Source organism: Streptomyces sp. NPDC045431 (assembly GCF_040646655.1).
Classification (GTDB): Bacteria; Actinomycetota; Actinomycetes; order Streptomycetales; family Streptomycetaceae; genus Streptomyces.
The window spans coordinates 441,826-456,298 of the sequence record NZ_JBEZAQ010000002.1 but is presented as its reverse complement, the minus strand read 5'-3'; the positions used below and the strand labels follow the sequence as shown (position 1 = coordinate 456,298).

The following is a 14,473-nucleotide window of genomic DNA, read 5'->3' as shown; positions in this document are numbered from 1 at the left end:
TCAGGGGGAAGGTTCCGCATGTCTCACACCACCCGGCAGCCGGTCGCGCCCAGCGCGTCCACTCCCGTGCTCACGCCCACGCTGACCTACGCCGTTCCGAGGGAGTACGTGCACCGCGCGGCCATAGCCGAGGTGTTCCTCACCGGCTGGCGACCGATCGGGCCCGACTGCTTCACCGTCACCGCCCAGTGGCCCCGCCAGCACAGCTTCTACCTGACGCAGGAGGGGACGCAGGACCCGCTCCTGCTGAGCGAGACCATCCGCCAGACCCTGCCCCTCCTGTCGCACGCGGCGTACGACGTCCCCTTCGGAACCCGGCTCAGCTGGGACTTCTTCCGCTACACGCTCGACCCCGCGGCACTGGCCGTGCAGTTCGTGCCCGCCGAGCTCGAATTAACCGTCACCGCCTCCGACATCAGGCGCCGCGGCGGCCAGCTGGCCGCCGTGACCATGAACTTCGACATCTCGCGCGACGGCATGCCGCTGGCCACCGCCGAGACCCGCTTCGGCTGCTACACCCCGGCGGTCTACCAGCGGCTGCGCGCGGGCCGTGCCGACCTGGACGAGGTCCTCGCGAGCGCCCTCGCCCCCGCACCGCCGGTGCCTCCGGCCCTCGTGGGCCGTGACCGGCCGCAGGACGTGGTGCTGTCCGCGCCCGACGTGGACCGGGGCTGGCGGCTGCGCACGGACACCGCTCACCCGGTGCTCTTCGACCACCCGGTGGACCACGCGCCCGGGATGCTCCTGCTGGAAGCCGCCCGCCAGGCCACCCAGGCACTCGACCCCGCCCGCCGGGTGCTGCCCACCGGCATGGACATCGCCTTCTTCCGGTACGTCGAGTTCGACTCCCCGTGCTGGATCACCGCCGAACCGGACGCCCCGGAGCGCCACGACGAGCAGGGCCGTCAGCGGACGAAGGTGACTGCCTGGCAGGAGGATCAGGTGGCCTTCTCCGCGACGGTGACGACGGAGACGGTCGCCCCTCGCTGAGGCGCCGGACGGGAGGCCGGTTCCCGCTATGCGGGCGGTCGGTGAGCGGGCGGGCCCGGTGGCTTGCCCGCTCTCACCGGCGCGTGTCTTCCTCGCCGGCGATTCGTCGTTGGTTCGCGGATCACTCGGGTGGAGACCCAGGTCGCACGAGCGGCCCCGCCGGGTGCTCTGACGACGGGAAGCACAGCGCCCGGACGACCGGGCCACGCAGTCGGGCGAGTCGACGTAGACCTGAAGGACTACGGCTTCAGCGACCGCCTCACCTCGTACAAGAACAACCAGACCTCCGGCACGCGGGCCCTGTTCTACAACTGGCAGGGCTCTTGGGTCTACAAGTTCGACAGCCACGCGTACCACACGGAGGACAGCCTCGCGAACACCTCCTGGAACAATCTGATCGACGGGGTCCGGGTCTGCTGAGCCCTGCCGGTGGCCCGATCAGCCGGGCAGCCGCGCCTTCGGGCCCGGCCGGACGGTGGTCATCAGCGGGCCATGCGTCGTCCCAGCTCCCGTGCCCTCTCGCGCAGGCCGGCAGCCCAGGCGTCGCCCTCCGCCGGAGCGGACATCCCCGTGGCGGGGGAGACCTGCACGTCTTGGAACGGCGCCTGGGGAGTGGCTCCGTGCCGCGCCCAGTCCACCGTGATCCCGGCGCGCTCCGCCAGGACCAGCACGGTGGCGACGAAGCCTTCGCAGAGAGCCAGCCAGACGCCGTGGCTCATCCTTCTGTGCTCCGCCAGAAGGGCGTTGACGAAGGTCTCGAAGGTGTCCGGGTCTATCTGGCACTCGTCGTTCTCCATCGGCCCGATGCCCGAGGGGAGCTCCAGCTCCGCTTCGAACAGTGCTACATGGCGCTGGAACATGCGGGAAGCCCCATTGGACGGGTTCCACAGGGTCTCGTCGCCCACGTCGAAGTACTGGCTCATCACGGCGCCTTTCAGCTGGTCAGGGCAGGTCAGCGTATCCAGCCGGATCATCGGCGTCGTCTGAATTGACGGCGACGACGAGCGCGGCCAGGAGCCGTGCCGGCCGTGCGCCCCGAGCCCTCGGCCGCCGCAGGAGGGATGCGGCGGCCGAGGGCTCCTCCCGATGGGGTGGGGTCAGGCGGTGCGTCTGGTCAGGCCGAGTGGCTCGGAGCGCTGGGCGAGCCCGGCCAGGCGGCTGTAGGCGTACGCGGCCGAGACGAGCGTCATGTGGTGGTGCCAGCCCGGGAACGACCGGCCCTCGAAGTCCAGCAGCCCCAGGTGCTCGCGCAGGGAGTGGACCGTCGCGGCGCTGCCCGCGCGCAGCCGGGTCAGCGTCAGCAGGTCGCTCATGCGCGTCTGCACCATACTGGTCAGCCACACGACCGACGGCCGCTGCTCGTCCGCCTGCCACTCCGCGAAGAGCCGGTAGGTGCGGTGCGGTGCGCCGGTGCCCGTGCGGACGCCGGGCACCCGTACCAGGCCGGAGACGATCCGGAGCATCCGCTGCCGGCCGTCGGAGGCCGTCACGGTGGCCGTGTGCGGGTGCCGCCGGCTGCTCATGGCCAGGAAGGACCGGGCGCTGAGCGTCGAGGCCGCCGCAGCCGCGTGCGCGGCGGGCTGGGCCTTGAGGTGCCCGTCCGCGATCACCTGCATGCCGTCGGGCACGGCGACGAGGAAGTCGTACCCCCGCTGCGAGAGTCCGGAGACCAGCGGGGCGGCGCTCGGCAGCTCCGTCATGTCCGCCACCACCGGGACCGCGGCCAGCGAGGTGCGCGCGGCCGCGGCCCCCACCAGGTCCAGCGTGTCCGCCCACAGGGGCCGGTGCCGCACGCCGTCCGGGATGCGGGTGCGCCGCCGCAGCCCCGTGTCGTCGGCCCAGTGGTCGGGCAGGAACAGGCGCCAGTCGACGGGGACGTTGTGCCCCGGGACGGAGAGGAACAGCCCCAGCGCCACCTGGCAGTTGACGGTACGCCCGGCCGACGGCACGAAGCGGCGGTGCACCCCGACCGAGTGGTCGCCCCGCTTCGGCAGCACCGCCGGGGCGACGGTCCAGGCCCGGACCGGGGCGCGTTCCTCGACCCAGCGCATCAGCTCGCCCCGGGCGGGTTCCCACTCCCAGGGGCTGGCGTTGATGAACTGCTGCAGCGACTGCGAGGCCGTGGGTGAGGTGGAGACGGCGGCGGCCAGCCGCCGGACCGACTTCTTGCCGGGCGTGGTGAGCAGTCCCTGCAGGTAGGCCTGGGCCCACCTGCGCTGGTCCGCGCGCGGCAGATGGCCGAAGAGCTCCTCGGCGTAGTCGGCGTAGTCGGCGTAGGCGGCGAGCGGGGCCGGTTCGGCCGGTCCCCGTAACTCCGTGATGCCGTGCGCAGCCACGATGCGTTCCCCCTCGACTGGTTCGGACGGACGGCGTGAGAGGACACCTCACTCGTAAAAGAATAGAGAACGTTCTGTATTTTCCAAGGGGGTTCACCGGTCGGCGACGACTTTCGGAAGTCCCGTCCGGGGAACGGCGGTTGAGGGCTGGAACTCGTCGCTTCTTGTGCAAGTCGGCGTTGTCCCGGCCAAGGGCGGGACCGCAGGCTGGCCGCACGGACAAGGGGAGGGAGTGCTGTGGCGGTTCACGTACGAGACGCGAGCACACGGTCCGCCGCCGCGCGCTCCGTTGGCGCGAAGTGTGCGGCCGTGGACGGCCTTCGCGGTGGCCGGCGGCTGCCGTCCCTGACCGGGATGCGGTTCGCCGCCGCGCTGCTCGTCTTCCTCTTCCACGCCACGTACGAGAACGTCTTCCGCGACCCCGGGACCAACGCCGCCTTCGCCCTGCTGTTCTCCAAGGCCGGCTGGGTCGGCGTCTCCTTCTTCTTCGTCCTCAGCGGCTTCCTGCTCACCTGGTCGGCACGCCCGGACGACACCGCACGCCGCTTCTGGCGGCGGCGCGCGTGGAAGATCTACCCGAACCACGTGCTGACCTTCACGGCCGCCGTCGCCCTTCTGGTCTGGACCGGGCAGGCGGTGCCCGGGGCCGTGCGCAACCTGCTGCTCGTCCAGACCTGGACGCCGGACGTCGACGTGATCCTCAGCGCCAATCCGGTCAGCTGGTCCCTCGCCTGCGAGGCGGTCTTCTACCTCGCCTTCCCCGCCCTGCTGCGGCTGGTGGACGCGATCCGTCCGGCCCGCCTGTGGTGGTGGGCGGCGGGACTCGTGCTCGCCGTCCTCTGCGTCCCCGCCCTTGCCTCCGCCGTGGTGCCCGCCGGGCCCGACATGTGGTGGCTGGCGATCTCGGAGGAGCACTACTGGTTCGTGTTCGCGTTCCCGCCCGTACGCGCCCTGGAGTTCGTGCTCGGCATGGTCATGGCGCGGATCCTGGGGGCCGGGCGGTGGCGCGGCCCCGGGCTGCCGCTCGCGGGTGCCGCGGTGGTGGCCGGTTACGGCGTCGCGCTCGTGGTGCCGTTCGCGTACGGCATGGTGGCGGCGACCGTCGTGCCGCTCGCCTGGCTCGTCACCGCCGCGGCCGCCGCGGACCTGCGCGGAAACGTTTCACCGTTCCGTACGCGTCTCCTCGTCCGCCTCGGCGAACTCTCCTTCGCCTTCTACCTGTCGCACCGGCTGGTGCAGATGTACGGGCACCGGGTCCTCGGCGCGGACCGGTCCTGGGACACCCCGGCGGGCGTCGGGGTGCTGCTCCTGGGGCTCGTGGTGACGCTGGGGCTGTCCTGGCTGCTGTACACGTTCTTCGAGCGGCCGCTCACCCGCCGCATGGGCGCCGCCCGGGCGGCCGGACCGCCGCCACCCCCTCACGCTCCACGGGCCGGACGGTCCGGCCCGCCTCATGACGGAGGCTCATGACGATGACGACGAGTACGACGAGTACGACGAATACGACCATGGCGACGAGTGCGACGGCGACCGCGAGTGCGACGGCGACCGCGGGGGTGACGACGATCGACGTGTGGTTCGACTACATATGCCCGTTCTCCGTGATGACCCGCAAGGTGCTCGCCGACGCCCTCACCGATCCGGACGTCCGGACCGTATGGCGCGCCTACGAGCTGCATCCGGAGGGCACCCCGCCGCCCGGTGAGGGCGACTACCCCGAGCGGGTCTGGGAGAACTCCGTCCTCCCCATGGCCGAACGGCTCGGCGTCCGGCTCGGCTCCGCCCCCTCGCTGCCCCTGCCGCGTACGGGCCTCGCACTGCGCGGCCACCGTTACGCGGAGCGGCACGGCGCCGGCCTCGCCTACAGCGACCGCGTCTTCGACGCCCACTTCCTGGAGCACCTGGACATCGCGGACGCGGGACTGCTGGCGGACCTGGCGGGCGACGTCGGGCTCGACGCACGCGAGTTCCGCGCGTTCGTCACCTCCGAGGCGACCGCCGAGCAGTACCTGCGCGAGCAGGACGACGCCCGGCGCACCCACCGCATCCACACGGTGCCGACACTGACCATCGGCACCTGGCGCACGGAGGGCGTCCCCCGGGCGGACCGTGTGCGGGAGGTCCTGGCGGAGCTCCGCCCGGCCGTGGGCGGCTCCCGTCACTCCGCGGGTGCCGCCACGCGGAATCCCACGCCGAGCGCCGCCAGGTCCCGTTCGTAGACACCGTGCCGGCGGGCGCACCGGGCCAGGTCCCGGTCGTGGCGGAAGGACCCGCCCCGCGTGACGTGCGGGTCGAAGGCCCAGTCCTCGGTCCTCGGTACGTCGTCGGGGGCGCCCGGGTAAGGGGCGTAGAGGGTGGAGGTCCACTCGTCGGCGTTACCCGCCATGTCCAGCACGCCGAACGGACTGGCACCCTCGGGGAACGAGCCGACCGGCACGGTCGCCCCGACGCCCAGGTCCACGAGGTTGGCCAGACCGGTGCGGTACTCGTTCCCCCACGGGAACTCCCGGCCGTCGTCCCCGCGCGCGGCGCGCTCCCACTCGTCCTCGGTGGGCAGCCGCACCGCGAGGCCGCCGAGCCGTTCCCCGAGCCATCGGCAGTAGGCCGTCGCCTCGTCCCACGGGACCCCGATGACGGGGTGGTCCGCCGGCGCCTGCGGGACCGGCCTACCGGTGGCCACCGCGAAGCGCGTCCACTGGCCGACCGTGACGGGCGTACGGGCGATCCGGAACGCCGGGACCCGGATCTCCGTACGCGGGGCTTCCTTCCGGTACCACTCCACCGGCACACCGGTGTCACGGAAGCGGTGGGCGACCTCCGCCACCTCCTCCGTCGGCGTGCCCCGGTACAGGAACCCGGCCGGGACCTCGACCCAGTCCACGTCGTACACGTCTTCCACCCGTCCCTCCTCAGCTCGACAGCAGGTGCGCGTTGGGGCTCATCGCGGCGTCGGCGTACCGCGGGATCTCCACCACGGTCACGCCGGACGCCTGGAGCAGTTCCGCGCCGGCGGCCGCGGCGACGAACGTGTCCGGCTCGCGCCAGGCGGTCACCACCCTCCGTACCCCCGAGTCGATGATCCACCGGGCGCACGGGCGAGGGCGCGACGCGCGCCGGCCGCAGGGTTCCAGGCTGCTGTAGACGGTCGCCCCGCGCAGCCGCGGGTCCCCGGCCGGCTTGGCGAGCGCGGACTCCTCGGCGTGGACGTGCGGGTCACCGCCCTCACGGGAGTGGCCTCGGGCCAGCTCCTCCCCGTCGGCGGCGACGACGATCGCGCCGACGGAGAACGCGGTCCGCGACGGCGGGCACGCGGCGGCCAGTCGGCAGGCCTCGGCGAGCCAGGCCGAGTCCGCCGCGGTCGCCCGGCCGTCGGCGCCGGGGCGCCGGCTCAACGCGTACCGGAGCAGGACCACATCGCCGACCGGCCGGGTCTCGACGAGGGTGAGACGGTGCAGGGGTCCGCCCGGATACGTGCCGGGACCCAGCATGCGCGGCGCGTCGCGCTGTCCCACCAGCAGGGGCGCGACGGCGAGTTGCAGCTCGTCCGCCAAGCCGCGCTGGAGCAGCTGGGTGTGGACCTGCCCGCCGCCCTCGACCATCAGGCGTCGCACGCCGAGCGTGCGGAGGTGCCGCAGAACGGCCTCCCAGGCGGCGTTCTCGTCCCCGGCCACCTCGGTCACCTCGTACACCTCGGCGAGGTCGCCGACGGCGGCCACGGCCCTGGCGTGCGCGCGGGCACCCACCGCGTACACCGCCTTGCGTCCGCCGTGGTGCCAGAACCGCCAGGCGGGATCGAGAGCGCCGCTCCGGGTGACGGTGACCTTCAGGGGGTACGCGTGCGGGGCGCGCGACCGCACGCGCAGGCGGGGGTTGTCGGCGCGCAGCGTCCCCGCTCCGACCAGCACGGCGTCGCTGGAGGCGCGCTCGGCGTCCACCCGCCGGAAGTCCTCCTCGCTGGACAGGAGGAGCCGGTCCTCGCCCGGGCGGGTGTCGAGGCAGCCGTCCAGCGACACCGCGGCCGACAGCAGGACATGGGGCATGGACACGGTACGCGGCTCCTTCGCATCGGTCGGTCGCGGAACTTCGTCACACCGCCGGTGTCGTGCCGGAGTGCGCCGGTGCACTCACCGCTGCCGCAAAAGGCGAGGCGTAGAAGTCCCACCCCGCGTTGCGTTGCGGTGAATGCACCTCGTCGAGGCTCACGGCAGGCAAGTAACCCTCTTTTTAAAGGGTTTCTGTAAAAGCCTTACGAAGCTTCGTTTCATATTTATCCGGGCTGCCATCCGACGTCTCCACGGTGACTCCCTGGTGAGCGGAATCCTGCGGTGGCCGGTCACGCTATGAGCATCCAACTGGGCTGTCAACCTGTTTAGTTGAACCGGTAATTATGTCGATGATCATGGTTGACAGACCGTTGAGCTGTGGTGTTGGCTTGCCGAGGTGCTGGGGGTGATCTTCGCCTATTCGTGGACCACTGCCGGTGACCGTGACTCGCCGTTGCTTATTCATCTGCCGGTGACGCGCTTTTCTCCTGCCTGAAGGGAATGAAAGTGCCACACGTACTCCGCTCGCGCAGAAGCTCTCCCGCCGACTCTCGGATCCCGGCCATGCGGATATCACGGGCTCTGCTCGAAAACCCGACCTCAGAGCGCATATGACCGACATTCTGGTCCCCACCTGGCCGGTCATCCCGTACGCGGCGGACGGACTTCCGCCGCAGTGGCGGCCCTCCCGGCGCCTGACCCTGCTGATGCCCTTCTACCGAGAGACCGAGGCCACCCTGACGCGCTCGGCCCGCGCCGTGGCCGCCCTGGACTACCCTCCGGAGCTGCTCCAGGTGCTGTGGCTCGTGGAGGACGGACCCGACGGCGACCAGGACGCCGAACGGGCCACCCGGGCCCGGGCCGCCGCGGACCGTCCGGACCTCGACTGGCGGATCCTGCGACTGCCGAGCATGCGGCCCAAGGGGGCCGCGCTCAACCACGCCTTCCCGTACGCCGACGGGGACGTGATCGCCGTCGTCGACGCCGACGTCGTCCCCGGGCCCCGGCAACCCGCCGAAGCCCTATGGGCGTTGGAGCAGGGCTACGCGCTGGTCCAGGCCGAGGAGGTCAGCGAGCGCGGGCAGGGGCTCACCGCCCGGGTCAGAGCCGCCGAGGACGCCGTCTGGCACGCCTCCGTGCGCGGCCTGGCCCGGGTCGCCGGCGTGCACGTGGTCGCGGGAAGCTCCGTCTACGCCTGGGCGTCCACCTGGGACCGGGTGCGTCCCGTTCGCGAGGACGACGTGGAGGAGTCCTACCACTGGTCGCTGGAGCTGATGAGCCAAGGCGTCCGCACCGGCTTCGTGCGTACGCCGTCCGGCGTCAGCTCCACCGAGCACACCGGCGCCGCGCTGCGGCAGCGGGCGCGCTGGGCGCGCGGGCAGCTGCGGGCCGTCGCCGTGAACTGGCCGACGCTCTCCGCGCGGGGCCGGGTGCTGGGCGCCGTCAGCGTGGGAGGCATGGCCGCCCGGGCCGCCATGCCGGTCCTCCTCGCCGCCGCCGTGGCCTCACCACGCGCCCGCAAGGCGGCCGCCGGACTGCTCGTCGCGGACGCGCTGTGCGTGCTCGGGGCGCGGCGCAGCCCCGAGTACCGCGACCGGGCGGACGGGACGGCGTGGTTCCTGGTCGTGCCCTGGCACGTCCTCGGGTCGGTGGCGGTGTACCGCGCGCTCTGGGAGTGGGCGAGGGGTGACCGCGGCTGGCACAGCGTCCGCGAGGTCTCCGAAGCCGGGGCGGCGGAAGTACCTGCTGCGGCACCCGGGGCCTCCGGAGCCGGGGCGGCGGAAGTACCTGCTGCGGCACCCGGGGCTTCCGACGCGGAGGCTGCCGCAGGTCGGCCCTCCGTGACCGCGGAAGCCCCGGGCGCGGCACCTGGGGCCTCCGATGCGGAGGCCGCCGCAGGTCGGCCCGCCAAGGCCGCCGAGACCCTGGACGCGGCACCCCGGGTCTCCGGGGCCGGGGCCGCGAAAGCCGCGGACCCGGCACCCGAGGTGTCGGAAGCCGAGGCCGCCGCATCCGGTGCCGCCTTACGGGAGGAGCGCCCGCATGGCCGGTGACGCCGTCCCCGTCGAGCCCGCGGCCCCCGGCGTCGTCATCAGCGCCGCCGTGATGACCCACCCCCGCCGGCAGGCGGAAGCGGCACGCCTCGCGGAGGCGTTAGGCGGCTGGCACACCCGGCTCGCCCTCGACCCGCGCCCCGACGGCCCGCCGACGACCCTGCGCACCGCGTGGGCGGCCTGGGCCGCCATCCGCCCCGGCGCCACCCACCACCTGGTGCTCCAGGACGACGTGGAGCTGTGCCGCGACTTCACCGAGCGCGTCGAGTCCGCGGCCCGCGAACACCCCGACACACCGCTCGCCTTCTACGCGAACTGGGACTCGTGGAACGGCGCGGCGACCCGCGCCGCCGCCCTCGGCGGCGCACGCTGGGTACCCGCCGTACCGGGGGAGTGGGTGCCGACCCTCGCCCTGCTCCTGCCGAGACGGGACGTGGAGGCCCTGCTGTCCGCCACGCACCCCGACCACGCGGAGCCCGAACCCGACGACGTGGCCCTCGCCCGGGTACTGCGCGCACGCGGCCGGCGCGTGCTGATCTCCGTACCGCACCTCGTCGAGCACACCGGGCAGCCGAGCCTCGTCGGCAACGACCGCTACGGGCCCCGGCACTCCGCCTGCTTCGCCGACGACGTACACGACCGGGCCGGCGCCCCGCCCGGCGCCCCGCCCGGCGAGCGGGAGCGCGACCGGGACCGCGACCGCCCCGCGGACAGCGGCCCGGCCCGCCTGCCCGAGGTGCTCGTCCACCGGCTCCGCGGACGCGCCCACATCGTCCTTACCGGCCCCGATCCCCTGGAAGACGAGCCGCGCTTCATCTCCCTGCGGGCCTACCTCGACGAAACCGGCATGACCGGGCGCGGCCTCGCCCACTGGGAGAAGGCCCGCCGGGACCTGCAGGCGCCCGACAGCATGCTCCGGCTCTGCGAGGAACTGTGGTACTGCGCCTACCTGTTGGGCGCCCACACCGGCTCCGGCCACATGGTGCCGCCCCCCAGGCTCGTCCGGGTCGCGCTGCGCAGCCTGGTCCTCGGCGGCACGGCGCTCCCCGCCGAGCAGCGGCTGTGGACCGAGCGGCACGCGGCCCGGCTGACGACCCTCGCCGAGCACGGGTTCGCCGCCGGACTCGACGACCACCGCACCTACGGACCACCGCGCCCGGTCCCGGCCGAACGGCGGGCCGCCCTTCCCCCGGCCGAGCGCATCTGGCAGGACCCACGGCTCGCGGACGCGGCGTAACAGGCCGGTTCCCCCACACGACCAGCACGACACCGCATGGAGGATGCGATGACCACGGCTGCACCCATCGGAGAGAACCAGCACGGCGACGTACCCCACTGCACCGTCCGCGCCGAGGTCGCCGTGCCGGTGGACACCGCCGTCGGCCCGGTGACGGCCCGCATGGCGACCTTCACCGGCCTGCTCGACGGCCGCGAACACCTGGCGCTGGTCTTCGGCGACGACCCCGGACCTGCACCGCTGGTACGCGTGCACTCGGAGTGCCTCACCGGCGACGTCTTCGGATCCGGCCGCTGCGACTGCGGCCCTCAACTCCACGAAGCCCTCGGGCTGCTGGCCGAGCACGGCGGCATCCTGCTCTACCTGCGCCAGGAAGGCAGAGGCATCGGCCTGTACAACAAGCTCGACGCCTACCTGTTGCAGGACGAGGGCCTGGACACCTTCGAGGCCAACCTCCGGCTGAACTTCGAGGCGGACGCACGCGACTACCGGGTCGCCGCCCAGATGCTCGGCGCCCTCGGCGTCGGCCGCATCCGGCTGCTCACCAACAACCCCGACAAGGCGGCCCAGTTGACGGCCGGCGGTATCGCCGTCAAGGAGACGGTGGGCACCGGGGTGTTCCTGCGCAGCAGCAACCGGCGCTACATCGAGGCGAAGGCACAGGCAGGCCACCGCATCGTGCTGACGGACGTGACTCCGGCATGACCTCGTCGGCATCTCCGGACACTGTGGCCGCGCAGTGGCGGCGACGCCTGGGACTTCCGGATCTGACCGGCCACGGGCGCATCGTGGCCGCCACCTCCCTGGACACGTTCGGGGTGGGCATGTTCACCCCGCTGTCGTTCCTCTTCTTCCTCCTCACCACCGACCTCACCGTGACCGAGGTCGGGTGGGGGGCCAGTCTGGCGACGCTGCTGTCCATACCGTTCTCCCCGCTGGCGGGGAGCGCGGTGGACCGCTGGGGGCCGCGCGCCTGCCTGATCGCCAACAACGTGCTGGCCGCCGCCGGCTACCTCTGCTACCTGCTGGTCGACTCCCTGCACGCCCTGGTGGCGAGCATGCTCGTGGTGCTCTGCGCGGAACGCCTGTACTGGGCGGCCTGGCCGGCCTTCGTCGCCGACCTCGCCGAGGGCGCCGAACTGGACCGCTGGTACGCCTTCACCGCGGCCGGCAAGAACGCCAGCGTGGCGCTCGGCGGCGCCGTGGGCGGCTTCGTCCTGGGCACCGGCTGGTCGGGGGCGCCCCTGCTCATCGTGGTGCTCAACGCTGCCACGAGCGTCCTGACCGCCTTCCTGTTCCGGCGCCCCTCACCGCGGTCGCGGCCGGCCGAGGGCGCGGGCCGGGACTCGTCCGCGGCGCCGGACCCGTCCGCGGCGCCGGACCCGGGTGCGACGCCGCACACCACCGCCGCGCCGGGGCCGAAGACCGAGGACCCGCCGACGATCGGCGAGGAGGCCGCGGCCCCGCAGGCCGGCTGGGGCACGATCCTCCGCGACCGGGTGCTCCTCTGCCTCCTCGCCTCCCACGCCGCGCTCACGTTCGGCTGGCTCATCCCCACGGTCATCCTCCCGGTCTACCTCGTCGAGGTACGGGCCCTGCCGACCTGGCTGCCCTCCACCACGCTGATGGTCAGCTCCCTCCTGATCGTCGTCGGCCAGACGTACGTCACCGGCCGGCTCGGTGCGGTGGGACGCGGCCGCGTCATCTCCTGGGGCGCCGGGCTCATCCTGAGCGCCGTGGGCCTGCTCGCCGCGGTGCCGGCCGTCGGCGAAGCCGCCATGGTGGTGGTCGTGTTCGTGGCGGTCCTGCTCTTCACGGCGGGGCAGATGACCGCGACCCCCGCCTTCGTCGCGCTGTCCGCGACGGCGAGCCCGCCGCAGGCGCGCGGGCGGTTCCTCGCCCTGTTCAACCTCACCTGGACCCTGTCCGCCGTGGCGGGCCCGGCGCTCGTCGGCGTCCTGATCGAGCGGCACAGCGCGGTCCTGTGGGCCGTCCTCGCGGCCCTGGTCGCGCTGGGCGGTCTCGGCTACCGGCTCACCGGGCGCCTGGCTCCCCACCTGCTCGCCAGCCCGCAGGTCAGGCAAGCCACCTCCTGACCGCCACCCCGTCACTCAGAAAGGGAGAAACCCCATGATCCGCCACTACGGTCCCATCAGCGGTGTCGCCGCCTACGGCACGCAGTACGTCGCGACGGCCGGCTACGACAACCAGCTCATCCTCTGGGACGCCGCGACGAAGCAGCCGCTCGCCCGGGTGAACCACGACCACCTCGCCAACCAGGCGGCGTTCAGCCCGGACGGCCGCTTCCTCGTCAGCTCGTCGAGCGACTACTCCGCCCGCCTGTGGTCGCTGCCGAAGCTGAGCCTGGTCGCGGTCCTCGCCGACCACAAGGACGACGTGGAGATGTCGGTCTTCCACCCGACCAAGGAACTCATCGCCACCGCGTCCCGCGACCACAACGTCCGCGTGTACGACTTCACGGGAACGCTGGTCACCACCTTCGAGGGACACACCGCGGACGTCATCTCGGTCGAGTGGGTCGCCGGCACCGACGAGCTGGTCTCGTCGAGCGACGACGGCACCATCAAGCGCTGGTCGCTGGAGACCGGCGCGATGACCGACGAGATCGACCTCGCCGGGGTCGAGACCGACACCGTCGCCATCACCCGCACCGGTGTCATCTACGCCGGGAACGACGAGGGCGAGATCATCGTCGTCACCGGCGAGAACGTGGAGAACCACCCCGCCCACGAGGCCGGCATCAAGCGCCTGGTGTACAACGCCGAGCGGGACCTCCTGGTGAGCCTCAGCTACGACCGCACGCTCCGCGTGTGGGACACCTCCGCCGATCTCACCGAGGTGGCCAAGGCGTCCCTGCCCTCGGACATCTGGCCGCGTTCGTGCGCCTTCCTCGACAGCGACACCCTCGCCTTCGCCACCTTCGGATCCTCGTACGCGACGTACCGCATCGGCGCCGACGAGTGGAACACCGACGGGGTGGAGCAGACGCCCTGCGTCAACGCGGTCACCGTGGACGGCGGCCGCACCCTCACCATCGGTGACGCGGGCGTGCTGTGGATCGACGGGGAGCGGCACAGCGAGACGGGCAGCCTGTGCAACTTCCTCACCCCGGTCGGCGGGCGGGTCCTCACCGGCGGGCAGATGGGCAAGGTCTTCGACGCGAGGACCGGTGAGGTCCTCCACCAGCACCGCTCCCCGCTGAACTGCGGCGCGGCCTTCGAGCGCGACGGCGTCCCGCACGTCGTCATCGGGGCGTACACCGGTGAGGGCATCGTCCTGTCGGTCGCGGCCGACGGTTCCGTACGGCACGAGGCGACGCTCCGGCTGCACCAGAACGCCGTCAAGGGCATCGCCGTCTCCGAGGGCCGGATCTTCTCCGTCTGCGCCGACGCCAGTACCACCTGGTTCTCCGTCGACGGCCTGGAGCGGCTGCACCACATCGAGGAGGCGCACGAGCGCATCGCCAACGGCTGCGCGCCGCTGCCCGGCGGTGACTTCGCCAGTGTGAGCCGCGACTACAAGCTGCGGCTGTGGCGCGGCTTCGAGCCCACGGTCATCGCCACGCCGCACGACCACTCGATCAAGTGCGTCGCCGCCAGCACCGACGGGCGGTACGTCGCCACCGGCTCGTACCACGGCCTCGTCGCCGTCTACGACGTGACCGCCGACACCTGGTCGACCGTCAGCCGGGTCACCACCGCGGGCATCTCCTCGCTGTTCTACGACGCCGGCACCGACCGCTTCCTGGCCGGCTCGTACGACGGCCGCGTCTACCCCGTGACGTCCCACTGA

General features: G+C 72.7%; 13 protein-coding genes. 9 read left to right on the top strand and 4 right to left on the bottom strand.

The window, feature by feature from the left end:
* Window positions 1–18 precede the first annotated feature (18 nt).
* Together AB0A69_RS06525 and AB0A69_RS06520 are read left to right on the top strand one after the other, a co-directional pair.
* Entirely contained in the window at window positions 19–990 is a 972-nt protein-coding gene (locus AB0A69_RS06525) for a ScbA/BarX family gamma-butyrolactone biosynthesis protein (RefSeq protein ID WP_361415996.1), read from the top strand.
* Between the two features lie 129 nt (window positions 991–1,119).
* A complete protein-coding gene (locus tag AB0A69_RS06520; protein WP_361415994.1) occupies window positions 1,120–1,410 on the top strand; it encodes a hypothetical protein in 291 nt (96 codons plus the stop codon).
* A gap of 62 nt (window positions 1,411–1,472) precedes the next feature.
* Here the strand turns inward: AB0A69_RS06520 and AB0A69_RS06515 are convergent, their stop codons facing one another.
* Entirely contained in the window at window positions 1,473–1,913 is a 441-nt protein-coding gene (locus AB0A69_RS06515; RefSeq protein WP_361415992.1) for a DUF6086 family protein, read from the bottom strand.
* Between the two features lie 174 nt (window positions 1,914–2,087).
* The gene (locus AB0A69_RS06510) at window positions 2,088–3,326 is read right to left on the bottom strand and encodes a transposase (RefSeq protein WP_361415990.1); all 1,239 of its coding nucleotides are present in this window, start codon (window positions 3,324–3,326) and stop codon (window positions 2,088–2,090) included.
* Window positions 3,327–3,635: 309 nt separating this feature from the next.
* Here AB0A69_RS06510 and AB0A69_RS06505 point away from each other — a divergent pair, with 309 nt between their 5' ends.
* The gene (locus AB0A69_RS06505) at window positions 3,636–4,796 is read left to right on the top strand and encodes an acyltransferase (RefSeq protein WP_361415988.1); all 1,161 of its coding nucleotides are present in this window, start codon (window positions 3,636–3,638) and stop codon (window positions 4,794–4,796) included.
* A 2-nt stretch (window positions 4,797–4,798) separates the two neighbouring features.
* Window positions 4,799–5,545: a DsbA family protein gene (locus AB0A69_RS06500; protein ID WP_361415986.1), complete on the top strand. Its 747-nt coding sequence runs from the start codon at window positions 4,799–4,801 to the stop codon at window positions 5,543–5,545.
* Here AB0A69_RS06500 and AB0A69_RS06495 read toward each other — a convergent pair.
* Window positions 5,485–6,225 (bottom strand): formylglycine-generating enzyme family protein, encoded by a 741-nt coding sequence (locus AB0A69_RS06495; protein ID WP_361415984.1) that lies wholly within the window; start codon window positions 6,223–6,225, stop codon window positions 5,485–5,487. The genes AB0A69_RS06500 and AB0A69_RS06495 overlap by 61 nt on opposite strands.
* A 10-nt stretch (window positions 6,226–6,235) precedes the next feature.
* The gene (locus AB0A69_RS06490) at window positions 6,236–7,372 is read right to left on the bottom strand and encodes a dihydrofolate reductase family protein (RefSeq protein ID WP_361415982.1); all 1,137 of its coding nucleotides are present in this window, start codon (window positions 7,370–7,372) and stop codon (window positions 6,236–6,238) included.
* 608 nt (window positions 7,373–7,980) lie between these two features.
* Here AB0A69_RS06490 and AB0A69_RS06485 point away from each other — a divergent pair.
* The 5 genes from AB0A69_RS06485 (at window position 7,981) to AB0A69_RS06465 (ending at window position 14,473) form a co-directional block, all read left to right on the top strand.
* On the top strand, window positions 7,981–9,423 hold the full coding sequence (locus tag AB0A69_RS06485) for a glycosyltransferase (protein ID WP_361415980.1): 1,443 nt from the start codon (window positions 7,981–7,983) through the stop codon (window positions 9,421–9,423).
* Window positions 9,413–10,660, top strand: coding sequence for a hypothetical protein (locus tag AB0A69_RS06480; protein WP_361415978.1), 1,248 nt, complete (start codon window positions 9,413–9,415; stop codon window positions 10,658–10,660). The genes AB0A69_RS06485 and AB0A69_RS06480 overlap by 11 nt, the downstream gene beginning before the upstream one ends.
* A gap of 48 nt (window positions 10,661–10,708) precedes the next feature.
* Entirely contained in the window at window positions 10,709–11,365 is a 657-nt protein-coding gene (gene ribA / locus AB0A69_RS06475) for a GTP cyclohydrolase II (RefSeq protein ID WP_361415976.1), read from the top strand.
* 83 nt (window positions 11,366–11,448) lie between these two features.
* Window positions 11,449–12,756 (top strand): MFS transporter, encoded by a 1,308-nt coding sequence (locus AB0A69_RS06470; RefSeq protein WP_361415974.1) that lies wholly within the window; start codon window positions 11,449–11,451, stop codon window positions 12,754–12,756.
* Between the two features lie 34 nt (window positions 12,757–12,790).
* Window positions 12,791–14,473: a WD40 repeat domain-containing protein gene (locus AB0A69_RS06465; protein ID WP_361415972.1), complete on the top strand. Its 1,683-nt coding sequence runs from the start codon at window positions 12,791–12,793 to the stop codon at window positions 14,471–14,473.

What these genes read in the sequence shown, in the direction of transcription:
- AB0A69_RS06480 (WP_361415978.1), top strand. Translation starts at nt 9,413, where the DNA reads ATGGCCGGTGACGCCGTCCCCGTCGAGCCCGCGGCCCCCGGCGTCGTC.
- ribA (WP_361415976.1), top strand. Translation starts at nt 10,709, where the DNA reads ATGACCACGGCTGCACCCATCGGAGAGAACCAGCACGGCGACGTACCC.
- AB0A69_RS06515 (WP_361415992.1), bottom strand. Translation starts at nt 1,913, where the DNA reads ATGAGCCAGTACTTCGACGTGGGCGACGAGACCCTGTGGAACCCGTCC.
- AB0A69_RS06485 (WP_361415980.1), top strand. Translation starts at nt 7,981, where the DNA reads ATGACCGACATTCTGGTCCCCACCTGGCCGGTCATCCCGTACGCGGCG.
- AB0A69_RS06525 (WP_361415996.1), top strand. Translation starts at nt 19, where the DNA reads ATGTCTCACACCACCCGGCAGCCGGTCGCGCCCAGCGCGTCCACTCCC.
- AB0A69_RS06465 (WP_361415972.1), top strand. Translation starts at nt 12,791, where the DNA reads ATGATCCGCCACTACGGTCCCATCAGCGGTGTCGCCGCCTACGGCACG.
- AB0A69_RS06500 (WP_361415986.1), top strand. Translation starts at nt 4,799, where the DNA reads ATGACGACGAGTACGACGAGTACGACGAATACGACCATGGCGACGAGT.